Annotated in this window: 25 protein-coding genes; 11 read left to right on the top strand and 14 right to left on the bottom strand. The window is 65.5% G+C overall.

Annotation, left to right across the window (positions count from 1 at the left end):
* Positions 1-75 precede the first annotated feature (75 nt).
* The 5 genes from W7S_RS12230 to W7S_RS12250 all read left to right on the top strand — a co-directional run bounded on the left by W7S_RS12230 (position 76) and on the right by W7S_RS12250 (position 4,444).
* On the top strand, positions 76-960 hold the full coding sequence (locus W7S_RS12230) for an MEDS domain-containing protein (RefSeq protein WP_014711581.1): 885 nt from the start codon (positions 76-78) through the stop codon (positions 958-960).
* A gap of 198 nt (positions 961-1,158) precedes the next feature.
* Positions 1,159-1,902 (top strand): GAF and ANTAR domain-containing protein, encoded by a 744-nt coding sequence (locus W7S_RS12235; RefSeq protein WP_014711582.1) that lies wholly within the window; start codon positions 1,159-1,161, stop codon positions 1,900-1,902.
* A gap of 122 nt (positions 1,903-2,024) precedes the next feature.
* On the top strand, positions 2,025-3,170 hold the full coding sequence (locus W7S_RS12240; RefSeq protein ID WP_041298225.1) for a PP2C family protein-serine/threonine phosphatase: 1,146 nt from the start codon (positions 2,025-2,027) through the stop codon (positions 3,168-3,170).
* A 69-nt stretch (positions 3,171-3,239) separates the two neighbouring features.
* Positions 3,240-3,566, top strand: coding sequence for a hypothetical protein (locus tag W7S_RS12245; protein WP_014711584.1), 327 nt, complete (start codon positions 3,240-3,242; stop codon positions 3,564-3,566).
* A 167-nt stretch (positions 3,567-3,733) separates the two neighbouring features.
* Complete coding sequence (locus W7S_RS12250) at positions 3,734-4,444, top strand: cutinase family protein (RefSeq protein WP_014941907.1); 711 nt, start codon at positions 3,734-3,736, stop codon at positions 4,442-4,444.
* Positions 4,445-4,499: 55 nt separating this feature from the next.
* Here W7S_RS12250 and W7S_RS12255 read toward each other — a convergent pair whose 3' ends face one another.
* The 6 genes from W7S_RS12255 to W7S_RS12280 all read right to left on the bottom strand — a co-directional run bounded on the left by W7S_RS12255 (position 4,500) and on the right by W7S_RS12280 (position 11,932).
* Positions 4,500-5,474, bottom strand: coding sequence for a PPE family protein (locus W7S_RS12255; RefSeq protein ID WP_041297831.1), 975 nt, complete (start codon positions 5,472-5,474; stop codon positions 4,500-4,502).
* Between the two features lie 23 nt (positions 5,475-5,497).
* The gene (locus W7S_RS12260; RefSeq protein ID WP_014711587.1) at positions 5,498-6,655 is read right to left on the bottom strand and encodes a metallophosphoesterase; all 1,158 of its coding nucleotides are present in this window, start codon (positions 6,653-6,655) and stop codon (positions 5,498-5,500) included.
* A gap of 29 nt (positions 6,656-6,684) precedes the next feature.
* Positions 6,685-7,476, bottom strand: coding sequence for an ABC transporter permease (locus W7S_RS12265; protein WP_014711588.1), 792 nt, complete (start codon positions 7,474-7,476; stop codon positions 6,685-6,687).
* A gap of 64 nt (positions 7,477-7,540) precedes the next feature.
* Positions 7,541-8,275, bottom strand: a complete 735-nt coding sequence (locus W7S_RS12270; protein WP_014711589.1) for an ABC transporter ATP-binding protein — start codon at positions 8,273-8,275, stop codon at positions 7,541-7,543.
* A gap of 75 nt (positions 8,276-8,350) precedes the next feature.
* Complete coding sequence (locus W7S_RS12275; protein WP_014711590.1) at positions 8,351-9,370, bottom strand: ABC transporter substrate-binding protein; 1,020 nt, start codon at positions 9,368-9,370, stop codon at positions 8,351-8,353.
* A gap of 207 nt (positions 9,371-9,577) precedes the next feature.
* A complete protein-coding gene (locus W7S_RS12280; protein ID WP_014711591.1) occupies positions 9,578-11,932 on the bottom strand; it encodes a hypothetical protein in 2,355 nt (784 codons plus the stop codon).
* 94 nt (positions 11,933-12,026) lie between these two features.
* Here W7S_RS12280 and W7S_RS12285 point away from each other — a divergent pair, with 94 nt between their 5' ends.
* Positions 12,027-12,974 (top strand): LysR family transcriptional regulator, encoded by a 948-nt coding sequence (locus W7S_RS12285; protein ID WP_238535847.1) that lies wholly within the window; start codon positions 12,027-12,029, stop codon positions 12,972-12,974.
* Between the two features lie 516 nt (positions 12,975-13,490).
* The gene (locus W7S_RS12290; protein ID WP_041297832.1) at positions 13,491-14,741 is read left to right on the top strand and encodes a PPE family protein; all 1,251 of its coding nucleotides are present in this window, start codon (positions 13,491-13,493) and stop codon (positions 14,739-14,741) included.
* Here W7S_RS12290 and W7S_RS26220 read toward each other — a convergent pair.
* The 4 genes from W7S_RS26220 to W7S_RS12305 all read right to left on the bottom strand — a co-directional run bounded on the left by W7S_RS26220 (position 14,713) and on the right by W7S_RS12305 (position 17,935).
* Positions 14,713-15,015 carry a hypothetical protein gene (locus W7S_RS26220; protein WP_238535848.1) on the bottom strand — a complete coding sequence of 101 codons (303 nt, stop codon included), beginning with the start codon at positions 15,013-15,015 and terminating at the stop codon, positions 14,713-14,715. The genes W7S_RS12290 and W7S_RS26220 overlap by 29 nt on opposite strands.
* A gap of 262 nt (positions 15,016-15,277) precedes the next feature.
* Complete coding sequence (locus W7S_RS12295) at positions 15,278-15,928, bottom strand: zeta toxin family protein (protein WP_014380118.1); 651 nt, start codon at positions 15,926-15,928, stop codon at positions 15,278-15,280.
* Between the two features lie 11 nt (positions 15,929-15,939).
* The gene (locus tag W7S_RS12300) at positions 15,940-16,296 is read right to left on the bottom strand and encodes a type II toxin-antitoxin system prevent-host-death family antitoxin (protein ID WP_014711594.1); all 357 of its coding nucleotides are present in this window, start codon (positions 16,294-16,296) and stop codon (positions 15,940-15,942) included.
* Between the two features lie 136 nt (positions 16,297-16,432).
* A complete protein-coding gene (locus W7S_RS12305; protein ID WP_041297833.1) occupies positions 16,433-17,935 on the bottom strand; it encodes a condensation domain-containing protein in 1,503 nt (500 codons plus the stop codon).
* A 568-nt stretch (positions 17,936-18,503) separates the two neighbouring features.
* On the opposite strand from W7S_RS12305, the gene W7S_RS12310 reads away from it, so the two are divergent.
* A complete protein-coding gene (locus W7S_RS12310) occupies positions 18,504-19,046 on the top strand; it encodes an FKBP-type peptidyl-prolyl cis-trans isomerase (protein ID WP_369751749.1) in 543 nt (180 codons plus the stop codon).
* Between the two features lie 30 nt (positions 19,047-19,076).
* Here the strand turns inward: W7S_RS12310 and W7S_RS12315 are convergent, their stop codons facing one another.
* Together W7S_RS12315 and W7S_RS12320 are read right to left on the bottom strand one after the other, a co-directional pair.
* Positions 19,077-19,520, bottom strand: a complete 444-nt coding sequence (locus tag W7S_RS12315) for a limonene-1,2-epoxide hydrolase family protein (RefSeq protein ID WP_014711597.1) — start codon at positions 19,518-19,520, stop codon at positions 19,077-19,079.
* A gap of 157 nt (positions 19,521-19,677) precedes the next feature.
* Positions 19,678-20,439: an SDR family NAD(P)-dependent oxidoreductase gene (locus tag W7S_RS12320; protein WP_014711598.1), complete on the bottom strand. Its 762-nt coding sequence runs from the start codon at positions 20,437-20,439 to the stop codon at positions 19,678-19,680.
* 359 nt (positions 20,440-20,798) lie between these two features.
* On the opposite strand from W7S_RS12320, the gene W7S_RS12325 reads away from it, so the two are divergent.
* Both W7S_RS12325 and W7S_RS12330 read left to right on the top strand, forming a co-directional pair.
* The gene (locus W7S_RS12325; RefSeq protein WP_014711599.1) at positions 20,799-21,482 is read left to right on the top strand and encodes a GAP family protein; all 684 of its coding nucleotides are present in this window, start codon (positions 20,799-20,801) and stop codon (positions 21,480-21,482) included.
* A 51-nt stretch (positions 21,483-21,533) separates the two neighbouring features.
* Positions 21,534-22,301 (top strand): class I SAM-dependent methyltransferase, encoded by a 768-nt coding sequence (locus W7S_RS12330; protein WP_041297835.1) that lies wholly within the window; start codon positions 21,534-21,536, stop codon positions 22,299-22,301.
* On the opposite strand, the gene W7S_RS12335 is transcribed toward W7S_RS12330, so the two are convergent.
* Complete coding sequence (locus W7S_RS12335; RefSeq protein ID WP_008256614.1) at positions 22,298-23,533, bottom strand: osmoprotectant NAGGN system M42 family peptidase; 1,236 nt, start codon at positions 23,531-23,533, stop codon at positions 22,298-22,300. The two genes, W7S_RS12330 and W7S_RS12335, sit on opposite strands and share 4 nt — an antisense overlap.
* Positions 23,534-23,615: 82 nt before the next feature.
* Positions 23,616-24,497, bottom strand: a complete 882-nt coding sequence (locus W7S_RS12340) for a CoA ester lyase (RefSeq protein ID WP_014711601.1) — start codon at positions 24,495-24,497, stop codon at positions 23,616-23,618.
* A gap of 179 nt (positions 24,498-24,676) precedes the next feature.
* Between W7S_RS12340 and W7S_RS12345 the strand changes: the two genes are divergently transcribed.
* Positions 24,677-25,600, top strand: coding sequence for a class I SAM-dependent methyltransferase (locus W7S_RS12345; RefSeq protein WP_014711602.1), 924 nt, complete (start codon positions 24,677-24,679; stop codon positions 25,598-25,600).
* The last annotated feature ends 7 nt before the right edge of the window (positions 25,601-25,607 follow it).

Genomic DNA, 25,607 nt, shown 5'->3' on the forward strand with positions numbered 1-25,607 from the left:
AATGAGGATTGGCTCTGCACGCAGCCACCGCCGACGTGCTCGACGCTTGATTCCATGGAGCCCACAGCAGCAGAGGTGACCCCGGCTTTCGAGCATCTCGGCTGGAAGTTCCAGGACCGCACCGACTTCCACGCCCGTGCTGCGCAGTACATCGCCGAGGGACTCGCTCACAATTACTGGATTGAATTCGTCGGGCACGGTAGCCGCGAGCAATTGTGGGCGGAATTGACGGCGCTGCCCGGCATCGCCGACCGGCTTACGGCCGGCGGTGTCGGCGTGACACCGGCATCGAAGTTCTACGCCGTCTTGGACGGCACCGACATTGTGGACCCCCATACCGCAGTAGCCATCAGTGTGGCGGCCCTCGATCGCGCAATCCAAAATGGTTACAACGGCTTTCGCGTGGTCGTCGACGCTACGCCACTGGCCCGCCGCCCCGACCAACGAGCCGGCCTGTCGCAATTTGAGTTCCTCCTCTCCCGCACGATGACAGGGCTGCCCTTTTCCGCGCTGTGCGCCTACGACACCCATCAGCTGGCGGGCGCCGCGGACGAACTCATCTGTCTTCACCCCGATCTCAGTGAGCGTGCGCCCCGTTTCCAGCTGCACCCTGCACCGCAAGCAGCGTTCGCGCTGACGGGCAATATCGATTTACACAGCGACGGGCTCTACACCACCGCATTGCAACGCATTTGGCCGCTGCTCGACGATGACCCGCTGATCGTCATCGACGCGCAGGGCCTAGAGTTCATCAGTCACCAGCAGCTTTACACCCTCGATCACTACGCGCGCACCAACGGCCGCACCGTGATCCTGCGAACCGGCCAACGAATCCCCACCAGGCTGGTCGGCGTGCTTCAACTGACGAATGTGGAGTTGCAGCCGGCACCGCCGCACCACGCAACGCAAGCGACAGGGCCCTCCGCCGGGCAGGTCACCTACGCAGGATCGGCGGGATGAACGTAGGGGCACCGCGGTCACGTGGTTTTACAACGGAGTTCGGCAGCGCGCGGACTGCGACAGGCGCCCGCGCCAGCAGTGGGCAGGATTTCGTCACAGCGACGTTGCGGGCCGGCGGGAGCCAAGGGCCGGCCAGGTCGAAACCTGGCGCACCGGCGCACCTTTGGTGGCGTGAGGCTATGACGAGGCGGGTTGAGGATGCCATACGGTAACGAAAGCCCCGATGTGGCGGCATCGCGTTCGCGTGCCGAGCCCACCGCGGTATTCACCGGCTTAGCCGACATCGTCTACCAAGGCTCAACGCCCGCAGAGATCTATGCTGCGATCTGCATCGCAGCCACACTCATGGTTCCCGGCTGCGACCATGCCAGCGTCATGTTGCGCGACAAGCACATCGCCACGACGGCGGCAGCCAGCGACAGCGTCGCCCGCAAGATCGACAAGCTCGAGCAAGCGCTCGGCGAAGGCCCTTGCCTGGATGCCATCTCGGAGGAAACCCCCCAAATCGATCCCGATCTCCGCGCCGGCAGTCAGTGGCCCGCTCTGGCCGCCCGGGTCCTCACCGAAACACCGGTGCACGGAATCATGGGCTTTCGCCTGCTCGTCGGCCCCCACAAAATCGGCGCCCTAAACCTGTTCTCCGACAGCCGCAATGCGTTCGACATGGTGGCCGTCGAACGCGCAATCCTTTTGGCGGCTTTCGCCGGCGTCGCCGCCAACGCCGTGGCTCAAGGCGAAGATGCCGCGACATTGCAACGCGGCCTTGCCAGCAACCGCGAGATCGGAAAAGCCATCGGCATGCTCATGGCGCTCAACGACCTCACCGAAGCCGAGGCCTTCGACACGCTGCGCCGCGTCTCCCAAGAGGCCAACATCAAGCTCGTCGACGTCGCCGCCGCAATGGTGCAACGCCACACCCGCGGCGCCGCGGGCGAGATCTGAACGTGGTCGACCTGCACGCAACGCATTACAGGTCTCTAGAACAACCCGAGTCGACCTGGGCCTTCACAAGTGATCGGGAATTGATTCCGTTGCGTGCTCCCATCACGCCCGCCGCGCGGTCCTTGTCCGTGCTGCTGATCGAGGACGACCGCGCCGATGCGCTACTCGTCGAAGATCTGATCGATGATGCCGTCAGCGGCATACGGCTGGTGTGGGCGCGGTCGATGGCACACGCGGAGCAGGTGTTGGCCTCGGCGCGGCCCGACTGCGTGCTGCTGGACCTGCATCTGCCGGACGCCAGCGGAATGGACGCTCTCGAGCGCATCACCAAACGTGATGCCACCGTACCGATTGTCGTGCTGACGGGGCTGAACGATGAAGATTTCGGAGCTTCGGCGGTGGCGGCCGGTGCCCAGGACTTCTTGGTCAAGGGCCGCGTCCAACCCGACGTGTTGCGCCGTGCGCTGCTGTATGCGATCGAACGCAAGCGCGCCGAGCTGATGGCCGTCGACCTGGATGCCACCCAGCTGCGGGCCCGCGAGAACGCAATACTCGAACGGGGCCTATCGGCCTCCCCGCTGCTACTGGACAACCCGGGCGTCGACGTCGTCGCCCGGTACCGGCCCAGCCGTGAGCACGCGCTGCTATGCGGAGATTTCTACGACGTCGTCCAAACGCCCGACCGCACCGTGCATGTGCTGATCGGTGAGGTCGCTGAGGACGGTCCCCATGAGGCGCCACTAGGTGCGGCATTGCGGATCGCGTTTCGTGCGCTCACCCTCGCCGGCGTGCACGACGTGGCGAGGATGCACCACCTCGAGCGAGTGCTGCGTTCAGAACGAAGCGGATCGGGGATCTGCGCCACGGCGCTCACCCTGCAAATCTCCCCCGACGGCCCGCGTCTCAAAACGATCCGTGCCGGGCATCCCGGGATGTTGTTACACGGCGACGGCACGGTGGAATGGATCATGCCTCCGGCCGGCCCGGCGCTGGGACTGCGCGCCGACGACTGGCCACAACACGAGCTGGAACTGCCGGATGATCAGGGCCTGGTGTTGGTGACCGACGGACTCTTCCAAGGGTTTTCAAGCAACGACAGCCAACCCCTGGACGAGGATGGTCTGCTCGCTCTGGCCCGTTCCCTAGCACACTTGCCCGGCATACAATTCGTCGACACGCTCATCGACAGTGCCCAAAAGCTTGCCCAGCCGCTCGGTGGGTTTACCGATGACATCGCCGTGCTGCGCCTCGAACGGTCTGCCAGATGACCACCATCGCCGCGCTTGCCGCGGCGGCGGTTGCCAGAAGCAACGGCGTCTGGCCGAAGGGAGAAAATCGTGTGGCCATTCAAAAAGAAGAAGCCGGCCGAAAAAGCTGCTCCCGAGGCTAAGGTCTACTACTCCACTCCTTTTGGCGACACGAAGGACGGCAAACAAAAGCCATTTTTGCTTGAACGCGACGGTGCGTGGTTCGTCCCGGTTTTTCGCAGCGTGGAGACGATGAACGAGTTCTATGAACGAATGAACCGCGCCGCGTACATGATACTTGAGGGAGACATTAAAGGCGTGCTGGAGACCAACCGCTCAATTGAGGTGATGAAAAACGTGGGAATTGTGATTGAGCCGTTGAGCGAACATCCCGTTGAGATCGCGCCTGACGTTTGACGGACGCTGACGAGAGTCAGGGCTCGACACTGCGCCAGGCGCGCAGCGCGTTCGTCGTGATGCGGCGCGCCGGCCTGGTTGCGCCTCACCCTCAGTGGCAGGACCTCAGTTCGCTGCCGCTGAATAATTGCCGGTTTCGGGTCAATCGCGTCTGGGCATTCGCATGCATGAGCTCGCTACGATCCATTCGCTATCTCGCTACTGCGGTAGTAACAGCCTCCGCGGCGCTGTTGAGCGCGCCCGTCCCGGCGGCCTCCGCCGAACCGTGTCCCGACGTCGACGTGGTCTTTGCTCGCGGCACCGGCGAACCACCCGGGGTCGGCGGGGTCGGGCAGGCGTTCGTCGACGCGCTCAGCTCACGAGTCGGCGGCAAGTCCGTGGGCGTCTCTCCGGTGAACTACGAGGCGAGCGGCGACTTCAACGGAGGCATCGCCTTCGCCCGAACCTTTGTGGACGGGATCAAGGACGCCGGCGGCCACATCGAATCCACGGCGTCGAACTGCCCCAGAACCAAAATGGTGCTCGGCGGGTATTCCCAAGGCGCCGCCGTGGCCGGCTTTGTGACCTCCCCTGCCATACCCAAGGAAGTGCCACAGGAGTTCGTGTCCTATGTGCCGCAGCCGCTGCCGCGGGCGGTCGCTGATCACGTGGCCGCGGTGGTCCTGTTCGGAACACCCTCCAATGAATTCCTGCGCGGCGCCGGCGCGCCACCCATTACGATCGGTCCGCTGTACGCAGGCAAGACCATTCAGTTGTGCGCCCCCGACGACACGGTTTGCAATGGCGCCCCTCCTGGACCGCCCGGGATCGCGCATACCCTGTACGCGGCGAACGGCATGGTCGACCAGGGCGCGGATTTTGCTGCCCAACATCTGTAGCGCGACAGTGTGAATAGTCCTGAGACACAGCGGTATTGTGGCGCCGGATGCCCGCTCACCACAGGAGGTTGGACGGGTCGATCAGGACATAGTCGCTATCCGATGTCTCGAACTCAATGCCGCGGGGCATCGCGGCTTTCGCCCATGATTGGGGCACCGACAGTGCCCCGATCGAGGACGCGCGACCTAACCGCGCCGTTGCCGCGGCCGTAGCGCCACCGACCTGACCCGGGTGTTGCAGCAACGCTGCGGCCCTTCTCAGTGACGCTGTCTTGTTAAGCGAACTCAGACGGTTTATCGCGAAGTCGGTGGGAGCGGATAGTGAACCCAGTTTTGACAGAGGTGATGTCGCCGTGGACAGGCATGCGTCGAATGTCGTTATCGGCGAACGGGACAGCGCCCGCAGCGCTCGGGGAATCACGGGCATCACGTGGCCGCCGGCCGATACCACTTGCGGAGCCGCGATCAGGCTCCACGCGGTTTCGGCGATCGCGGGGTCGTGCTGGCCCGATCCCACGGTCGGCGGCGTGTCGAATGGTGTCAGAGTTGACGCGGCCGCAGAGGCTGCGGCATAGGCGTACATGGCGTCGACGTCCTGTGCCCAGATCCGTTCGTAGCCAGCGTCCGTGTCGGCGATTGCGGGGCCGTTTTGGGCCAGGCCGTTCGCCGTCACGAGCGCCGTCCGCAGCGTGCGGTTGGCGTCGATCACCGACGGCGACACCACCGCCCCTAACGCGGACTCGAATGCGTCGACGGACGCTCTCGCTTGGCGCGCGGCCTGCCGCGCCCGCGCGGCGACGGCGTTGAGCCATGCGGTAAAGGACACCACCGCCGCTGCGACCGCGATCGACGCCGGGTGCTGCCGTGCCTGGAATAGCATCGACGCCACCGAGCGATAGCTCTCCGCGGTGTCGTATAGCTGCGCCGCCGTTTCATCCCACGCCTCGGCCGCCAGGCTCATCGAGGCCGAGCCGGGACCTGAATACAGTCGGCCGGAATTGATTTCCGGTGGTAGCTCACCGAGACTCACTGATTACTCACTTCAGGTGCGCGTCACCTAACGACGGCGGAGTGTGATGCGCCTGTCCGCTCAAGCGAATGGTTCGCCGGTGCTACGAACGCCTTGTTGAGCGTGAGGCTCCGTTCGGCCTTGGAATACCAGCCTTGCGGTGCGTATTGGCTGGTGTGCAGGTAGCACTGGACACGCACCTCGGCGCTGCCGGGCGTGAAGGTGAGCAGCCTGCTGATCGGAAGTGTGGTGATGGGCATATGGTGGCGGCTCAGTGATGCGACGTTGAGAAACCATGTGCCCCAGCGTTGTTCGATATGGGTTTTGCCGCCATAGTTGTCGTCGGGGTGGGTGTGGGTGTGCCCGGCGACCCACAAGTGAACCCGGCCGGAATGTTCGGTGAGGAAGTCTTCGAACGCCCCGGAGTCTGGTTTGCTGTCCACCCAGTACAGGTAGGACGCCGCGTGTGGGGTTCCGAGTTCGAACGGGCGATGATAGTGCTCCAGCAGCTGCCCGTCCGGCCCTCTGCGAACGCCTTCCCACTCCCCGGAGGCCACGGTGGTGTCCTTGAGGACGTAATGGTGGACGACGATGATGATCGAATCGGGGTTGGTCAGCACCATGTGTTTCCACCAGCGGAACGCCTCGCCGCTGACGACGCCGCCCGGGTTGCCGCCGAGCGGGCCCCGCCCCACGGTCTGGGTGGGTTCGTTGCGGTCGCTGAGCATGAGGAACAAGAGGTTGCCCACCCGGAAGGAATAGTGGTCCCACGCGCCCTCGACTGGATAAGGTCGCGCGGCGGCGTCGACTCCGGAGAATTCGGTGTGCTGTCCGAGGGGATCCACCCACTTCTGCCACCACCATGCCTCGGGCTGGTGTAGGCCGCTGCGGTCGTGATTGCCGCAGACGCTGTAGATGGCCTCGCGTCGGTGGCGACGCAGGCTCCCGAACTGGCGGCGAAGCTCGGATCCCTCGGCGTCGTCGGGAAGATGGTGATGGGCCCCGGACATGTCGCCGACGTCGATGGCGATATCCCACTCGAACGGTGGGCCACCTTCGGATCCGCCGGACTCCGAATGCGTTATCGCCTCGGCCAGGCTCTGTCTGCCGTAGCGCTTGTCTGTCCCGACGTGCGCATCACCGAATGCCCAAAGACGAAATGAATTGTCCGGCAGGCGATGATCGTGGTGGTCCTCCGGCATGGGTCTCCTTGTCCGATTGGATGGTCGAGTCATTCAGAATTGGTTTCGATCAGTCCCCAATATCGGCGGATACGCTGATCGGCCACGTCGAAGACGGCGTCGATGGCAATGCCGATCAAAAGGATTACGATCATGATGGCAATCGCCGACGGCATATCGCTGAGGTTCTGAGCGTTTTCCAACAGCACCCCGATCGACGCGGTGTCGCTGATCAGCACCACCAATTCGCCGGCCATCAAGCTACGCCAGGCGAACGCCCATCCCTGGCGCAGACCGGCGACGAACATCGGTAGCGAGGCGGGCAGAACCACATGCCGGTAGAGCCCAAACCCATGCAATCCCAAATTATTTGCGACCCGCAGCTGCAGTGGCGGGATTTGTCCGGCTCCGGCGAGCACCCCGGTGGCCACCGACGGTGCGGCGCCGATGACGACGACGAACAGGATCGCCGACGTGTGCAGGCCGAAGAATATGATGGCGAAGGGAAACCAGGCGATGGCCGGCATGGTCTGCAGACCGGTGATCACCGGCCCGAAGGCCATGCGCAGCAGCCGGTTTTGCGCGATCACTGCGCCGACGACCGACCCGATGAGCAATGCCAGCGCGAAACCGGCCAGCGCCCGGCACATCGTGATCCCGATCGCGTCCCACAGCACGGCCTCATGCAGGCGCTGCCAGAGGTTGGCTGCGACGGTTTTTGGGCCGGGCAGCACGAATGACGGCTTCCACCCGCTGAGGTACATAAGCTGCCAGATCAGCAGAACCATCGCGACGGCAAAGACTTTCGCCCGCATCGCCGCCAGCGCCGACCTGATCCGCACTCGGTTCGGGTGCGGCGCTTGGGGCGTCGACGCAGGCCGGTGACTCTTGGTAGAGAGATCGCTATCAAGCACCGCCACGGTTTCCCTCGTTCCGTAGCTGGGTCGAGATGCGGGAGGCCAATTCGGCAACGCCCGGGTTGTTGGCTCTGTGGTGGCGCGCCACCGGGACCGCGATCTCTTCGACGATGCGACCGGGCCGCGGGCTGAGCAATACGACACGGTCGGCGAGTCGCACTGCCTCGTGAACGTTGTGCGTAACGAACACGACGGTCAGTCTGCGTTCGTCGACGATGCGCTCGAGCTCTTCGTGCAGGCGATCACGTGTCAGGGCATCCAGCGCCCCGAACGGCTCGTCCATCAGCAAGACGTCGGCGTCTTGAGCGAGCGCACGCGCCAATGCGACGCGCTGCTGCATGCCACCGGACAGTTGATGAGGACGCTTGTCGGCGAAGTCAGCCAAGCCAACCGTTTGCAACAAGTCAGTCGTCCGCTGGCGGCGTTGCCGGCGCGGCACCGAGCGCGCCCGCAAGGCCAACTCGACGTTGGCGGCCGACGTCAGCCATGGGAACAGCGCCGGTTCCTGAAACATCAAGGCCACCCGTTGCCCATCGGTGCTGACCTCGCCGGCGGACGGTTGGTCCATCCCGGCGATCAGCGACAGCAGTGAGCTCTTGCCGCAGCCGGATGCCCCGACAACGCAGACGAATTCACCGGAGTTGACTGTCAAGGTGATGCGATCGAGGGCTGTGACGGCCGATCGGCCCCGGCCGTACTGCTTGGTCACGTCGGTGAGCCGCACGGCCCGTGACGTTTGGGCGCTCGCTTCGGGTGGCGGCCCGGTGAGGTGATCAGACTGAACGTAGTGGATCACGGGTCACCTGTGGCTTGCCGGCTCGGCGAGCACTTTGTTGAGCGGTCCCGGCTCGTACAGGCCGCTGATATCGAGTGGCTTCAGCAACCCTATGTCCACGGCCTTGGTGACCTGGTCGCGCAGTGAGGCCATTCCGGGGTCGTTGGTGTAGGTGGTTTCCTCGAAGGAGGCCGCGAGTACATCCGGTTCAAGGCCCTTGCCAAGATCTTTCGCCAGCGCGGCATTTGCAGATTGGGCCGCGCCACTGCGGTCCGTGGCGATACGTTCGGTCGCCTCGGCCTGGGCGCGCAGCAGTCCAGCGACCGCGTCAGGATGGGCCGCAAGAAATTCTTGGCGGACGACCAGGACGGTGATGGTGTTGGGGTCCGACCACAGTCGCACCCCACCGGCCTTGATCATCTGCACATCGAAAGGCGCGGAGTCGATGGCGCCGGCGATTTGGTTGGTAAGGAATTGTTGGACGATCGCCGATTCCGGGCTGGTCGGCTTGACCGAAACATCGCCGCCTCCTTGGATATTCGTTTTCAACCCGTTGCGGGCGAGCCAGTCGCGGAGGCTGACGTCCTGGGTCCCGCCGAGCGCGGGGTCCGCCACGGTCTTCCCTTTGAGGTCTGCTGCGGTCTTGATGTCGGGTTTGACGACCATCGAGGTACCTCCGCTGGCCGCGCCGGAGATGATCTTGATCGCTTTCCCTCCCGATTTCTGCCAGGCGTTGAAGGCGGGATTGGGACCGACGTAGGCGGCATCGAGTTGGCCAGACAGCAGCGCGGTCACTTCCTCGGTCCCTCGACTGAATGGCTTTGCGGTGAAGTTGACTTGGGGTCCGAGTTGCTTGGTGAAGAAGCCGTCGTGGAGAGCCACCAGTGCCGAGGCGTGCGTGATGCGCGGCAGATATCCCAGGCGCAGCGATACGGCGGAGGAGGTCGGCGACGCGCCCTGGCTCGAGCACCCGGCCAGCACGGCGACGGTAGCTGACGCGGCGATCAGCGCGATGAGCTTGCTGCCGAATCGGTGCAGTGACATGGTTTCCTCAAATCGAAACGGATCAGAACCTGGCGGATTTGGCCGCGGCTCACAACGAGAGTTGCTGCCGTACCGCGGGAGCGGTGAGTGCTGATGGCGCGGCGGTGCGCGCGCGTCAGACGGCCCTGGGTGCCGGACAAGCCGCGCAAGTGATGCGGCGCAAGTCGATGTGGAGGCGGCGCGTAAGGCCGGTTCGAAGTCGGGTCACTACGGGGTCCCCATGGTTCGGGTCACGAACAGCGGGCTTGTCCATACCTGATGCCCATCGAATTGCTTGCCGCGCACGTATATTGCGCTGTCGCCCTTGGGCAGCTGCAGGTTGAGCGCGCCGGTGACGGTGGTCGGCAGTGCCTTCGGTTCGGCGATGCGTTCGATGCGGACGCGCAGATTGAGACCGCCGACGGCGATGTCACGATGTCCTTCGGCGACGAGCTCCGCCCCGGACAGGCTCGCCCCGGTGTGCAGGCCGTCTTCCTGCACCGTCGCGTCGAGTTCGAAGCGCGCGCGGCTCAGGTCGGCGAGCCGTATCACGATGCCGATATCCGCCCCGTAAGTCTTGGTATCCCAAGCCACGGCCGATCCGTCGACATCGACGATCTGCTCGGGATGGGTGATCGCCCACGGCGTTACGTGTTCGACGGCGGTGCCATCGATACGCAGGCGACCCGACCAGCTGGCCCAGCGGTAGCGGTCACGGTGCCGAGCGCCACCCCAGCTGATGCGAACCAGGCTAGGGGAAAGCCCCGTTTCGGCGTGCAGGTCACGACGCCAGAGCAAACCGGCGCTGTCGTAGACTGTCACGTCATCCCATCCCGTCGTGCCATACAAGGCGTAACCGGCGGTCAGTTCTCCGGCGTCAGTGGCGAACTCGTCACCCATCCAGTTCTCACCGCTGCGCAGCAGGGCGACCGCGCGCGCACCGGTTGTGGCCCAGGTGCGGCGGGCGCGCAGCGAACGACCGACGTCTGCGGCGGAAAGGGCCGGCGCGAGGACGCCGGTGAGCCCGCCGAAGCCGCCGAAGATGTTGGCGCCTGGCGCCCCGGCCCCCGGCCGTCCGCGGTGTTCATCGCTGGCGGCGCTCGCCCCCAGCCGTAGGCCGCGCGCCAGGGCGTCTTCGAAGAACCATGGGCTACTCCCCCAGGCCGAATGCACCTCGATCAGCCGCTCGAGCTCGGGGTGGTGCCAGTCCAGGATCGCTCGTCGCCCGCCCACGTGCGGGATCAAGAGGTAAGACTCCGGGTCCTTCTCGTAGGCGGCGTATAACTGGGTGACCGGCCAGGTCTGCGGGCTGGGCGCCGTGGTTGCCATGCGCTGGTGCCATTCCAGCGAGCGAGCCAACGTGGTGTCCTCACCAAGGAAGACGACGTTGTGGTCGCCGCCGGCGCCGGCGGTACCGCACCACTCCACTCCGGGGTAGCAGACAAATGCGCCGTCCTCGGCGATCTGCCTGCACGCCCCGACGACGTCGTCCCACGTGTCGTCGGTGATCTGAAAGTCGTTGGCGGTATAGCCAAGTACGTCGAGCGCGGCGATATCGCGCGCGTGGTGCAGATTCCAGTCGGTGTCCTGAGTGCCGACGGTGTCGTTGGAATGAACGTGCAGGTCGCAGAAGTACGCCCGCGGCGACGGGAAGTCGTCGACGATGTCGATCACGGTCTCACCGCCCTGCAGCACGGCTGTGCTTGTCTCGGCGGCAACGTCGATGCGGGCGGCGACCGGCGGCACGCGGAGCGACGCCTTGGACCACCCCTTCGCAGGCGTACGGGCGCTGTCCACGACGACACCGTCGATGAGCGCATGCATCGTCGCGGCAACGTCGGAACAGGTGTTGCCCCAACGGTCTTGCAGATGGGCATGCAGGTGCACCGCCGGCGCCTCGCTGCGCACGATGCGAGGACCGTGCACGACGACTCGTTCGGGTGCACCCGGTACGACCGCAATTCGATGCACATCAGCGTGCGCCATGCGCGACGTGCCCAGCGGGTCGACGAACAGGTGGACCTCGAACTCGTCCTCCACGAAAGTCTGCACGCGCGTCCCGGGGCCGCCGAAACGGCGGTCGCCGCAGCGGATCTCGATCACATCACCGGGACGCAGGTACCCGTCCACGACGTGGATCAGCAGTGACTTCTGAAATGGCCGCTCCCCGCCTTTGACGTCATATCTCGTGACCAGTTGCTGCACCGTCGCGGCACCGTCATCGGAGGCCCCGCCGATCAGGGACCGACTCACCAAGCGGGCGGCCGCGAAGTCGCGGGCGTCCGGCGACGTTGTCTGCAGATCCCAATCCGAGTAGTAGCGGAAGCACAGCTTCAGCCAACCGCTGTCGGCAATGCCGGATCCCCCGACGGTGTAGGTGAACACCAACTCCTCGAGAGAACCCGCGACCACCCGGTCATGCGAGCAGCGCAACTCCCCCAGGAACGCAAGGCGGTCAAACTGTTCGGTGATTTCGTCGCGCACCGCTGCCACCGAGCAGTCATTGCCGGCCATGCCTGGCTGCGGACGCACCACGATGCCGGCAGCCGCCAAGGCAGCCGATGACGACGGATCCGCGGACATGCCCTTGATCCTGAAGGCAACGAAACCCACGAGTCCAGTGAATAGATATGATGCGATTAATCACGAAAGATGAAGGATTGTGAACCTGCAGCAATTGCGCTACGTCGTGGCGTTGGCCGAGGCGAATAGTTTCACCAAGGCGGCCGAGGCGATGTTCGTCGTGCCATCAGCCTTGAGTCAGCAGGTCGGTCGGTTCGAAAGTGAGATCGGCTTACGGCTGTTCGAACGGACGACCCGCTCGGTCTCGCTGACACCCGCCGGTGAAGCGCTGATGCCGCTGGTGCGCCAGGTGGTTGCCGGCATTGACCAGATCGCCGTTGACGCACAGGCTCTCGGCGGCACGGTCGTTGGCCGGCTCACGGTCGGGATGATGGAGATCCCATCCGAAAGCCTCGATGTGGCCACTCTGATGGCGACCTTTCACTCGCACTATCCCGACGTCAGCGTGACGTTGCGCAGCGGCGGCAGCGACGTGCTGATCGAGGCGGTCCGCGACCGGAAGCTGGACGTGGCGATCGTGGGCTCCAACGTATCCAGGACCGGCGGCGCCTTGACGTTCACCCATTTGTTCAGCGAGCCGCTCATCGCCGTCATGCCCGCCCACCACCCGCTCACGAAAAAATCATCGGTGTCGATAACTGCGCTGGCCGCATTACCGTTCATCGACTTTCCCCCTGGCTACGGTCTGCGACACGAAACCGACCGCGGCTTCGCCAACGTGACGCGGCGAGTGGCTTTCGAAGTGACGCGTGTCGATGAGGTCACCCACTTCGTGCGCAAAGACCTGGGTGTCGCGTTGCTGCCCGAATCCGTCGCCCGCACCCGCGCTAACGCCGATCCGAGCCTGGCACTGCGGCCGGTCGCCGGAGCTGACATGCACCGCCGGGTAAACCTCGTGGCACCGCGCCCTGAAGAGCGCTCCGCCGCATGCCAGGCCTTTGTCGGTTGCGTCGCCGACCACATCGAACAGACCGTGCCGTCTCGCGACGCGTTGTCGAAAAAGACTGCGGGAACCTCGAAGCGGACCCGCCGCTCCAACTGATCATTGCGGGTCGCCGGAGCTGACCGTGCATGCAGCTCAGGCACCGGAATCCGTGAAGCAAGCCAACATTCGATGGCGGCGCAATGTCGTCGCCGTTCGAGCGGGAAGCCGACAAACGGCCTCGCGGCCAAGTGCCCCTTTCGAATTATTTGACGCCAAGATTTTTACTAATGAAAACTGTTTCATCGGGCAACAGTTCGTGCGGAAGTTGGCTTCCGTTCACGCCGGGGTACTTCGCGATTCGTCCGAGGTAGACGGGGCGCAGGGACGCTTATGCCGACCCTCGTCGCCAAGACGCACCCACTGCCCCCGGGGGGTGGTGACCGTGCGGAGTCGGCCCTCGTTGGTCGATGTTGCTTCCGCCGGAGCTGGCTAGTCTTCTGGGCACATGAGGATTCAAGCCGCGGGCGGCCAGGGTTTGCGATAGCTGAGCGTGCTGAATGCTGTTGAACGACAACGTTATCGGTGGTTGAGATGCCGGCCGACGTTGGCCATATCCGGATGCGGAGGAAAGCAATGGAATTCGGAGCGTTACCTCCGGAGATCAACTCCGGCAGGATCTACTCAGGCCCCGGGCCGGCCCCGTTGTTGGCCGCCGCGGCCGCCTGGGACGGATTAGCGTCCGAATTACATTCCACGGCAGCGTCTTACGGGACTGTGATCTCGGAGTTGAAAGCGGGTTGGAATGGCCCCTCCTCGATTGCAATGGCGTCGGCGGCGGCACCGTACGTTGCGTGGCTGATCAGCAGCGCCGCGCAGGCCGAGCAGTCGGCCAGTCAGGCGAAGGCCGCGGCGGGCGCGTATGAGGCCGTCTTCGCGGCCACGGTGCCGCCGCCGGTGATCGCGGCCAACCGGGCGTTGTTGGCGACACTGGTCGCGACCAACATCCTGGGCCAAAACACCCCGGCCATCGCGACCACCGAGGCCCAGTACGCCGAGATGTGGGCCCAAGACGCGGCCGCGATGTATGGCTATGCGGGTTCCTCGGCGGCCGCGACTCAACTGGCACCGTTCACCACGCCACCGACGACCACCGACAGCAGTGCGGAAACCAACCAGGCCGCCGCGGTCGCCTCGGCGGCCCAGTCGTCGGCGAACTCGAACGTGGAATCCGCGGTCTCCCAGGCGCTCTCGCAGGCCCCAGCCGCGGCACAAACCGCGGCGACGACGTCGCCGGGAATCTCGCTCGGTCTCGGGGAAGCCACGGGAGGCCTGAAAAGGTTCAACAACTTCCTCAACGTCCTGACCGGGCCCTACTCGCCGATCGGCATCGGGACTGCGGGGAAGGGTTTCTATCAGCTCGCGCTCAATGTCCGCGGGATGGGCGCCAACCTGCGAAGCATCGGTGGCACACTGCATCCGAAAGGCCTCCATGGGGTTCTGGCTCCGCTGCTGCACAGCGATCTGCTGACCGGCTCCACGTCGTTCCAGCCGCCGGGTGCGGCAACGGTGTCGGCGGCGGTGGGTCGTGCCGGTGTCGTCGGATCGCTGTCGGTTCCGGCGAACTGGGCCTCGGCCGCGCCGGCGATCAGGACCCTGGCCGCCGAGCTGCCCGAGACGATGCTCGACGCCGCACCGGCGATGACCGTCAATCCCGGCAAGGGCCTGTTCGGCCCCACCGCCCTGTCGAGCCTGGCCGGACGCGCCGTCGGGGGCAGCGCCGCCCGCGCGGTGGCCGGGCCGGCGGTCCGGGTGCCCGGGGCGGTGGCCGTCGATGACATCGCCACCACCTCCACGGTCATCGTGATCCCGCCGAACCCGAAATAAGGAAAGGCACGGCTTCGGTGCCTCCCGGCACCTCCTGCAACGTCACCGAGCCACCGCTGTGTTGCGCTGGCGGCACGGTTGACAGGGCTTGGTAGCTCATCGAGTGTGGCCGTTCGAACGCCGTGACCACTTCGGTGACTTTCGAACCCGAGCTGGCGAATTCACGAATTGAGCCGACTCCGAAAGGCTCTGGCCCATCGACCGGGCGAACGCGGGAGTAAAACATCCCCGGTATGTCACTCCAATTGTTTCCGTTAATGAGCCAGTCGAACACCGCGTCGATCGGCGCGGCGAGTCCGACGCCGGCTTACCGTCCGCATCGCGCCCATCGATCATCCCGACCGGTAGGTTCGCGGGCCACCGGAGCTGCTGCGCAAAGGGCTGACCGCGGGCATCGCGATCGTCACGGTTGCCATCGATGTCAATGCGGGCATTTCCGTCGTGGTATGAGCATTATCGAACCGAGGCGGGCGACGGGGTCAGGACCGTGCTGGCAAATCGAGAACAATTTGCGGTTCCGAGATCCAGACTCCCGCTTACGATCCCTGCGCGAGCTCCAACGCCGCCGCGACGACCGGCTTGGCCCAAGCCGGTGTGGAGCTCAAGTCGGACGGCCCGACGATGCGGCCGCGGTCCATGTGCAACACCAAGACCGGCTTCGGCGCCTGGCCCTCGGCGGGATCGGCGCTCGCCGAGTTGTCGTACATCCGCAACCCGGTGAGCACCGGCAGTAGTTTCACGAGATTGATCAGGCTGTGGCGGTATCGGCGACGGACGTCGGCGTCGGAAATGTCATGCCCGCCGGCGCGGACCCGTTGGCGCACCCGCTCGATGCAGGTATCGGCGCTGTCGAGGCCCACATAGAAAACATGGACCTCGAGTCCGCGCTTGGCGGCCTCGGCCAGCAGTGCCGGCATCGTGGTGCCGCCGAGCGTCGTCTCGAAGGTGAAGTCGAGGCGTTGATCGATCGCCCGCTGCAGCATCTTTCGGCCCTGTTCCCACGCCGCGGCGTTGGCCTCGGCCTGGCCCAATCCGGGGTTGGCCGCCATGATCTCTCGCGCGGCCTCGTCCGGGTTGTAGTACTCACCGCCCTTGTCGCGGATCGTCGCGCCCACGACGCTGCTCTTGCCGACGCCGTTGACGCCCGCCAACACGTGTATCTGCGCCGGTGTCGTCGTGCGAGCCATGGGCCGCCGGATCAGCGCAGTGGCGCGGTGCGTGCCGCCTTCACCGCGGCGGCGCCCAGCTCCTCCGGTGTGGCGTCGAACGCGGCGGCGACCCCGGCTTTGGCCTTCGGCGTCTGCATGGTCGCCAGCAGTTCGTCGAAGCGTTCACTGAGGTCGTCGAGGGCGGGGGCCGCCGTTGCGGCCAGGGCCTCGAATTCGGCGTACGACAGCAGCACGGCCCTGGGGGTGTTGTGCTTGGTGATCACCACCGCCCCGCTGACCGCGGCCTCATCGAAGACTGTGCCGAACTCATTTTTGAGGCGGCTGGCGGTCACCGAGGGGACATCGACGAGCTTGCCGTCGCGGTTGCGGAACGAGACGGTGGACATGGCGCTCCCTCCTTGGTCTGCACCTTAGCCATTCTAGCTGTTTTGTCCATTTTGTACGAATAGGTCATTTTGTGCCGAATGCAATGCCGCGGCCCCGTCGCTCGGGCACTCATCGGAGACGTGCGCGGTGCAGTCGCTACAGATGAAGCCCCGCGCTTTCCACTAGATTGCCGGCGGAGTCCGCGCGGTTCGCGGTCGCTCTCGCGGCCGCGGCATTGACCGCGGCCGCGAGCCGCCGGCGATTGGGCACCACGGCGGCGCCGTGTTCGACGACGCGAAGACACGTGGCCTTGAGCGCCCGGACATACCGCTCCACCGAATCGCGGGCGACCGGATTCTGCGGGAATGCGACCGTCAATGTCGTCTCGTCCTCAAATCGATTCACCCACATACGAACGTCATCCGACGACCTGCCGTCGCCGTAGATTCCAGCATTCAAGCCGTCCCATTCAGAACTGAGCGGAATCCCGCGTACGTCGGCGTACGACAGCATATGGAGCTTGCCCGCGGGTGTTCTGATATGACCTCCGAAAGAAGCCAGCTCGACAACCCGCTCAAAGGGGACATCGGCCAAGTCGATTCCCGAATCGAACGACGCTTGCGCGGCGGTGACCGCATCGCCGAAAGACAATCCTGCGACCGGGACGGTGACCGGGATGAAGCTGGCGAACCAGCCCGGTGTTACGAATTCGGCCGGCGTGCTGCGCGTGTCGTACGGCGTGATCCCGTAGTACGTCTGCGCGCCGGTCAGTTCGTGTTCGGCGAACGCGGCACAAGCAAACACGCCGCCGCTGAAGCGAGCGCCCACATCCGTGCACACGGTCTCGAACCGCTCCGCCTGATCGTCGTCCATGAGCGGAACGACGGCCACGCCGCTGCCGCACGGCACGGATGGATGACCAAGTGGCAAGGGAAAACTCGGGAGAGTCCCCCCGTTGTTTTCCGCGAACCGAACCCAGGTGCGCACTTGCGGGGACTGCAGCGTGAGCGCCGCGGTGTGCTGATGCTGCCGGACGCAGTAGTTGTCATAGCTGGCTGGTTCGGGCAACTGCACTGGAACCCCGCCGCCCACCAATGCGGCGTACATGGAATGGATTTCGAGGAAGATCACGCCGACCGACATCCCATCGATGACCAAGTCGTCTGCGCTCATATAGAACGTGAAGTGATCCGCGTGCTGAACAACTCCGAAGGTAAAGCAGTCCCACCGCAGTGGGCTCGGTGTGGCCAATATGTGCGCGCGCAGTTCGGTGGGCGTCATTTCGCCCCGTTCGAGCGGTGAAAATTCGATGTCAGCGGGATCGCTGAAGGTGTGCCGGACAACGCGGCCGCCGGCTCGATACTTGAACCAGCTGTGGTACGTGTCGTGCCGACGAAGGTGAGCGTTGATCGCCTGGGTCATGGCGGGTATTTCGCACGTGCCCGGCATATCCCAGGCGCCGACGTTCAGGCGCGTCATATCCAGTCCGCGGGTTGCGTGGTCGCTGAATCGACGAAGATGCTCGACTTGCTGATAACTTGCGGGAACGTCACTTATCGGCGCCTGCCGGGCTTTATGATGTGCGGCGGGTGTCGCATGCCAAGAAATGACCGCCCCGGTCCCCGGATCCCAGTTATGAACCGTCCCAAATGTGACCACAAAACCTCCTCGGGGCCGCGGCGAAATTGCCGATGGCCGCAGCGATTGGGCACCATACCCAGAAGGATGTGGCACCTACGGACGTCTATTTAACAAATGTCTACTAAGGGCCACTCGATCAATGCCGATGGCGTTATTCCACGAATGTCTACTAATGGGCGGCGCATGAGGGGGCGATCATACGCGCACGTCAGAGGGGCTTTCGCAGCTCGCGTTAGCGTACATTTGACAGTGCGGGCAACACTAGAGCCGAATCGAAACTGTTAGTTACATCACACCAGCGAAAATGGCGGGGAGGCGCGCTCTTCCCCTCCGCGAGTTTCCTTACCGTACGCACCGTTGGCAGAATTAAGCGTTATTCCTCATTTGTCTAATTGCGAATGGCGGCTCGGCCTTAATTTGTCCGGACATTGCCGATAAATCCTCGCCGTTTTGTGCAATCCGGTTATGCAAGAGCCTTCAGGAGCCGAAACGGTGACGTCGGCCGCGATGATGGGCCGGCCGACAAGGCCTACGAGCGAGGGGCACGAGAGGTCGCTGTAGCGTGACGGCCGTGAACTCCTTCCGGATGTATTCGTCTGTGGCGCTCGCGGCCGGTGCCGCGGCAACCGCTCTCCTGCTCGCTGGATCGGGCACGGCCAACGCGGCCGACTCGTGCCCAACCGCGGCACCGCAGAATGGTGGAACGCCTGACTGGACTCTCGCCGGGAACACGGGGAGCGTCGCCGTCACCGGGTCCACCGACACGACTGCCCCGCGGGTGACCGTGACGGCACCGTTCGCCGTGACCCAGACCCAGGTGCATACGCTGCGCGCCGGAGATGGACCGGTGGTCTCGAGCACCGCCAAGGTCTCCGTCTGCTACATGGGTGTCAATGGTCGTGACGGTTCGGTGTTCGACAGCAGCTACCAACGCGGCGCCCCCGTCGACTTCCCGCTCACGGGCGTCGTGCCGGGCTTCCAGAAGGCCATCGCGGGACAAAAGGTCGGGTCCACGGTCGCCGTCGCGATGGTCCCCGCGGATGGCTACCCCGAAGGTCAGCCCAGCGCCGGAATCCGCCCGGGCGACACGCTAATTTTCGCGATCAAGATCCTCAGCGCATCGGGCTAGCTCCGCCCGCCAAACACCCTGCGCCGGCGATTAATTCGTCAGCGGGGCGAACATCAGCGCGGGATCGATGCCGAGTTGCTGCGCGACGTGGGCGGTGTCCCAATACTCTCGCCAATGAGTGATCGCACTGTCGCGAACCTCGAAAATGGCTGTGACATAAAACGTGACGGCCACGCCATTCATAGAGTTCACGTCGACTCGTTCGACGACGACGGTGTCGCCGTCGGACACGATCCTGCGAATCTCGCTTCCCTCGACCATGCCGGTCGACAGCGTGTTGTGCTTCTCGAGTTCTGCGCGCGCCGCGTCGCGTCCCCGCACGACCGGGGACAGCGGAACGTGGAGTTGCCACACGAAGTCCTCGGCCATGAGCGCGGTCATCGCGTCGATGTCCATGCTCGCGCCGTAAGCGGCATGTATAAAGTCGACCACGATCTTCTCGTTGTCGTTTTTGGTTGCAACACTTTTCGACATCGCGTTTCCCTTACGTGCCAGTGCGGGTGTTCGTCATTCGTCGAACTGTAGAGGGCCGCGCGCTTCGGCGTCCGCGCTTCGCGCGATTCGCGCAGGTATACGAAGCGCTTAGCTCCACGCCGTGGTGGGTACTGCCGGGGCAGCCGCGCGTTCTGCGTCAGACTTGGTTGAATCCGCCGTCGGCGGTAACCGTGGATCCCGTGGTGAAGCTGGACAGATCGCTCGCCAAAAAGACCGCAGCATTGGCGATCTCGATGGGATCGGCGAAGCGACCCAATGGAATGGTCGCGATGCGGCCGGCGCGGAACTCTTCGATCGACGCGTCCGGGTCGGTTTGCGCGGCCAGTCTATCGCTGCCCGGGGTGGCGGTGGACCCGGCGACGATGACGTTGACCCGGATGTTGCGGTCGGCGAGCTCGCTGGCCCAGGCGCGGGCCAGTGATCGGACCGCGGCCTTGGTGGCCGCGTAGATGCTCAGCCCGGCGCGGCCGCGGTCGGCGGTGGTGGAGCCCGTCAGGATGACCGAGGCGCCGTCGTTGAGCAGGGGCAGCGCTTTTTGGACGGTGTGCACGACCCCCTTGACGTTGGTGGTCAGCAGCGCGTCGAGGTCATCGTCGGTGATCTCCCCCAGCCGCGCCACCCTGGTCACCCCCGCGTTGGCCATGACGATGTCGAGGCCCCGGCCGGCGGACCCGACCTCCCCATAGAGCCGATCCAAGTCCTCCGGAACGCCGACATCGCCGGCCACGGCGGTTGCCCTCGGCCCCAATTTGCTTGCCGTGGTATCGAGTTCGGCCTGACGCCGGCCCGTGATGAACACCCGTTCGGCACCTTCGGCGAGGAATCGCTCGGCGGTGGCCAGCCCGATCCCCGAATTGGCGCCGGTCACGACGGCGGTCTTGCGGTCGAGCAGTCCCATTCAGTTCTCCCGGTGTCGGCGCGGCGGTGTCGGCGGTCTATTCCCGAGTTCGTTTGGAAGCCGGGTCATTTCCAGCAAAACCCGATGAGGTATTCGTGCAGCCCCTGCGGTGTCAGCGTGTTCATCGGTGGCGCGCCTCCGGATTCGATGTGCTGTGGCTGTGTGGATGCGTCCGCCGCTTCGTCGACGCCTCGATCATGCCGCGGATCGCCCCGCTGGCGCCATCGCCCCCTGCGTGAGCGCTCCGGTCTGACCGTATTGTCTGCAGCATGATCGCCGCTTTGTTCGTGTCGCCGTGGTCAGTGCCCAGCCGCTTCCGAGCACCCGGCGAATCCGCACGCTAGGCCCGGTACAGGCGCGTGGCAGCTCTGATTCTTGCCCTGGCGGGGCTGGCGTTTCTCGATTCGCTGAACGTCCTCAACGTGGGCGTCGTCTCGGCGGTCATCTTCGACAGCCGGCTCGGTCGCCGCTCCCCCATCCCGGGCGCCTTGAGCTTCGTCGCGGGCGTGTTCGCCGTGACGACCACCTTCGGCCTGTGCACGGTGCTGGGAATCAGCTTCATCACCGAGGCGTTCGATTTTCACATCACGCCGGCCATCCGGTTTCGTGGCGAACTGCTGTTGGGGATCGTGCTGATCGGCTTGGCGTACTTCCCGCTGACCGCACAATCGTCGGCGCCCGGCTGGGCGATGGCGGCCATGCGCAAACGTCCGTGGCTGCTCGGATTCCTCGGGCTGGCGGTGGGAAGCGGACAGGCGCCGACCGCGGTGCCCTACCTCACGGGCCTGGCCATGCTGGCCGCGCTGCATCCCCGGCCGCCGCTCTGGCCGCTGGTCATCATCACCTACTGCGCAATCGCGGTGTCGCCGCCGCTGGCGATCCTTGCGCTGTCGATGAGACGAACGGTGCGGGCGGCGCGCATTCAGCGGGGACTGGTGCGCGTGCTCACCCGCTACGGCCCAATGTCGGTGCGGCTTCTGTTTCTCGTTTTCGGGGTCGGCCTCATCGCCGATGCGCTCGTCAATCACAGCGCCCTCTGGTGACGCGCGATCCTTCTCACGTTCTGCATAGCGAGCTGGATTACGTTGTCGCGTGTGACTGATCGTCAAGCGCGCGCAATGTCGTTCGGATCGATCGCCGAAGACTACGACGGGCTGCGTCCGCAGGCCCCGCAGCAGGCGGTGGACTGGTTGATGCCGTCGGAGTGCGAGGTGGCCGTCGACGTGGGCGCGGGGACGGGGCTGTTCACCCGCACGCTCATCGGCAGGGCGGCACAGGTCATCGCCGTCGAGCCCGATGCCCGGATGCGCGCGGTCCTGGCCGAGCGGTCCCCGGGCGTCCGCGTCCTCGAGGGCAGCGGTGAGTCGATCCCGCTCCCCGACCGTGCCGCGGATGCCGTGTTCGTCTCGGCGGCGTGGCACTGGATGGATCCCGAACGGGCGGTTCCGGAAATCGGGCGCGTGCTTCGCGACGGGGGGCGCTTCGGCCTGATTTGGACCAGTCGAGATCGCGACGTGGACTGGGTCCGCGACCTCGACCTGCTGCCCGGCGACGAAAGGACTGAGGCGGACGCCCCCGAACGCTTCCGCCGGCTCCACGAAAACGTCGCGCTCCCCGATCCGCAGATCTTCCACCAGGTGGCCCGCGAGGCGTTCACCTTCGTGCGCACGATGAGGCTCGACGACGTCGTCGGGATGGTGGGCACCTACAGCAGGATCATCACCGCGTCTCCCGACGACCGCGAACGCCGGCTGGCCAACGCCCGCGCTGTGTTGCGTGAGCGCTTCGGAGCGGCTGATTGGATCGATGTCCCCATGCAGTCCCGCTGCTGGCGCGCCGATCGGATGCCCCGCGGCGCTTAGGCCTGGGGTCCCTCCGACGGCGGCCAGGGCGTTCCGGGCGACGCCTCGCCCGGGCTTTCGTAATCGCCGCGAGACAGCGGCACCCACCGCTCGCTGGGCGCGGGCTGCTTCGACGACGGAAAGTCGCGCAGACTGCCCGTCGGCTTGGCGTCCCACTTGGCGAACGTCAACGGCGTCTGCAGCCACGCGTGCAGCAGGTTGTAGGCGGCTTCGAGCGAATCGATGTGGGTGCGCTCCCAGCCGTGGCTGCCGTCGAGGCCGAAGCCGACGAGCGCGGCGCGGGTGTTCGCGCCCGCCTCGATCGCCGCGGCGGCGTCGGAGCGGTAGTAGCGAAAGATGTCGCGCGCGAACGGGATTCCCCGCTCCTGGGCGAGGCGGCAGAGCTTGCGGGTCAGGTGGTAGTCGAAGGGCCCGTGCATATCGGCCATCGGGATCGTCACGCCGTCCTCGAGCGAGTGCTGCCCGGGCGCGCATACCGCGTTGTCCACCGACACCAATTCGGCGACGTCGGCGGGCAGCCCGTGGCTGGCCCCGTGACCGACCTCCTCGGTGATGGTGACCATGATCGTGGTGCGGTGCGGCAGCACCACCTTGTTCTCGGAGAAGTTCTTGGCCAGCGCGAGCGCGATCGCGACGCCCGCCTTTCCGTCCAGGTGTCGGGAGACGATGAAGCCGTCGGCGGTGAGCTCGGGGCTGGTGATCAACGCGACGAAGTCGCCGATCTGCAGGCCGAGGCGAAGCAGGTCCTCGCGCGAGGACACCTTGCGGTCGATCCGAACCTCGACGTGGTCCCAGTCGGTGGGTTGGGTGTCGATCTCGTCGCCGAACGCATGTCCGCTGGACTTGAGCGGCATGACCGTGCCGGTGATGAACTCGTCGGGGTCGTCGATGAAGATGCGCACGCGGGCCCCCGCGGCGAACCGGGCCGAGAAGGTGCCGACCGGGACCAGTTCCAGGCGGCCATTGTCCTTGAGGTCGCGGACCATGCAGCCGATGGTGTCCGAATGAACCACCAGCGCCCGGTCGGTGGTCGCCGACTCCCCCGGGAGCTCCGCGGTCAGCGCCCCGCGCCGCGTCAGCGTGAACGGCACGCCGAAGTCGTCGAGGATGTCGCCGATTAACTGCATCACCGCGTCCGTGCGCCCCGACGGACTCGGGGTCTGCAGCAGCGCGAGCAGCGTGTCGATCATCCACGTGCGGTCGGCCTCGGCCATGGCCGCGGTCTGGCCCACCTTGTCTCCTCTCGAGTCGTCGGGAATCGCGTACAACCTACCGTGTCGCCGACCCCGATCGCCCGGCCCGGCCTAATCCGAGCTAGGAAGCGGTTTCCAGCTCCGCGATCAAATCGGCCAGGGCGAGAATCCGCTGGGCGTCGCGCACGTGCAGGCTCTCGATCATGCGGCCGTCGACCGTGATGACGCTGGTGCCCGCGGCCCGCGCCTCCTCGTAGGCCGACACGACCTTGCGGGCGTCGTCCAGCTCCTTGCGCGAAGGGCCGAACAGCTCGTTCGCCGGGGCGATCTGTGACGGATGGATCAGGGTCTTGCCGTCGAATCCCATTTCGCGGCCGTGCCGCGCCTCGGCCCGGAATCCGCCCTCATCCGTGATGTCGTTGAACACGCCATCCAGAATGATTTTTCCGGCCGCCCTCGCGCCCAGCAGGGCCATGCCCAGCGCGGGGACGACGGGCGCGCGCCCGGGGACGTGCAGGCCGTGCAGCTCGTTGACGAGATCGTTGGTGCCGACCACCAACCCGGCCAGGCGCTCGCTGGCCGACGCGACCTCCTCGGCCCTCAGAAACGCCCGGGGCGTTTCGATCATCACCCACAGCTGCAACGACTTCGGTGCCCCCAGCGTGTCGAGCGCGTCGGCCAGCTCCCGAACCTGTTGGCCCGTCTCGACTTTCGGCACCAGCACCCCGTCGGCGGCGGAACCGGCCACCGCGGCCAAGTCGTCGCTGTGCCAGTCGGTGTCCAACCCGTTGATGCGCACCACGACCTCGCGGGGCCGGTAGCTGTCCGACGAGACGGCCTCGCACACCGTCGCGCGCGATTCGGCCTTCGCGTCGGGCCCCACGGCGTCTTCGAGGTCGAATATCAGCACGTCCGCCGGCAGCGATTTGCCCTTCTCCAGCGCCCGCGGCTTGTTGCCGGGCAAGTACAGGGCGGAGCGGCGCGGGCGCAGGGTCGGTGCCATAGCGTGATTCGCTTCCTGTCGTCTAGTCGTGCGGGAAAGGAGTCACCTGCATGTGGCGCGTGGTGACGGCGGCATAGCAGGAAAGTACCCTTCGGTAGCGGTGGTGCAGTCGCGGGTGGCGGCGCGGCAGAGGCCGAAACGGCCGGGCGCGGCGGCCGGATCCTGGAAGGAAAACACGGATGTCATCGATTGATTCGGCACGCAGCGAGGGCGATAGCTGGGACCTGGCCTCCAGCGTGGGGGCGACCGCGACGATGGTGGCGGCCTCCCGGGCGTTGGCGTCTCGCGAGCCGGACCCGCTGCTCGACGACAGGTTCGCCGAGCCGCTGGTGCGGGCGGTCGGACATCCCTTCTTCTTCCGGATGCTGGACGGCCAGATCCCGCTCGAGGGTGACGACTCGCCGATGACACTGCAGCAGCGGCGCGAGCAGATGACGGTGCGGACCAGGTTCTTCGACGATTTCTTCCGCGCCGCGACGGCGGCTGGCGCACGCCAGGCCGTCATTTTGGCCGCCGGGCTCGACGCCCGGGCCTACCGGTTGTCGTGGCCTGCGGGCACCGTGGTTTTCGAGGTCGACCAGCCCGACGTCATCTCGTTCAAGACCGACACGCTCGCCCAGATCGGCGCGGAACCGACCGCCGAGCGCCGCACCGTCGCCATCGATCTGCGCGATGATTGGCCAACCGCCTTGCGCGGCAGCGGTTTTGACGCCGACTCTCCAACCGCCTGGATCGCCGAGGGCCTACTGCCCTACCTACCGCCGGAAGCCCAAGACAGGTTGCTGGACAACATCACCGCGCTCAGCGCCCCGGGTAGCCGGCTGGCCACCGAGAACATCACCGACATGAGCGTGTTCACCGACGAGCGGGCCCGGGCGATGCGCAACAACTGGCGCCAGCACGGCCTCGACATCGACATCGCCGAACTCGTCTGGCTCGGGGAGCGCCGTCCGGCCGCCGAGCACCTGTCCGCGACCGGCTGGAACGTCACGCACTACCCCACCGAACAGGTGTATGCCGACTACGGTTTCGCGATGCCCGACAACGAAATCCTCAAGCGATTCCGTCACGCCATCAGTTACCTCAGCGCCGAGCTGAGCTGAGTTGATC

It is taken from the genome of Mycobacterium sp. MOTT36Y (assembly GCF_000262165.1).
Taxonomy (GTDB): domain Bacteria; phylum Actinomycetota; class Actinomycetes; order Mycobacteriales; family Mycobacteriaceae; genus Mycobacterium; species Mycobacterium intracellulare.

What these genes read in the sequence shown, in the direction of transcription:
- W7S_RS12235 (WP_014711582.1), top strand. Translation starts at nt 1,159, where the DNA reads ATGCCATACGGTAACGAAAGCCCCGATGTGGCGGCATCGCGTTCGCGT.
- W7S_RS12250 (WP_014941907.1), top strand. Translation starts at nt 3,734, where the DNA reads ATGAGCTCGCTACGATCCATTCGCTATCTCGCTACTGCGGTAGTAACA.
- W7S_RS12260 (WP_014711587.1), bottom strand. Translation starts at nt 6,655, where the DNA reads ATGCCGGAGGACCACCACGATCATCGCCTGCCGGACAATTCATTTCGT.
- W7S_RS12275 (WP_014711590.1), bottom strand. Translation starts at nt 9,370, where the DNA reads ATGTCACTGCACCGATTCGGCAGCAAGCTCATCGCGCTGATCGCCGCG.
- W7S_RS12280 (WP_014711591.1), bottom strand. Translation starts at nt 11,932, where the DNA reads ATGTCCGCGGATCCGTCGTCATCGGCTGCCTTGGCGGCTGCCGGCATC.
- W7S_RS12290 (WP_041297832.1), top strand. Translation starts at nt 13,491, where the DNA reads ATGGAATTCGGAGCGTTACCTCCGGAGATCAACTCCGGCAGGATCTAC.
- W7S_RS12295 (WP_014380118.1), bottom strand. Translation starts at nt 15,928, where the DNA reads ATGGCTCGCACGACGACACCGGCGCAGATACACGTGTTGGCGGGCGTC.
- W7S_RS12300 (WP_014711594.1), bottom strand. Translation starts at nt 16,296, where the DNA reads ATGTCCACCGTCTCGTTCCGCAACCGCGACGGCAAGCTCGTCGATGTC.
- W7S_RS12310 (WP_369751749.1), top strand. Translation starts at nt 18,504, where the DNA reads ATGTATTCGTCTGTGGCGCTCGCGGCCGGTGCCGCGGCAACCGCTCTC.
- W7S_RS12315 (WP_014711597.1), bottom strand. Translation starts at nt 19,520, where the DNA reads ATGTCGAAAAGTGTTGCAACCAAAAACGACAACGAGAAGATCGTGGTC.
- W7S_RS12320 (WP_014711598.1), bottom strand. Translation starts at nt 20,439, where the DNA reads ATGGGACTGCTCGACCGCAAGACCGCCGTCGTGACCGGCGCCAATTCG.
- W7S_RS12340 (WP_014711601.1), bottom strand. Translation starts at nt 24,497, where the DNA reads ATGGCACCGACCCTGCGCCCGCGCCGCTCCGCCCTGTACTTGCCCGGC.
- W7S_RS12345 (WP_014711602.1), top strand. Translation starts at nt 24,677, where the DNA reads ATGTCATCGATTGATTCGGCACGCAGCGAGGGCGATAGCTGGGACCTG.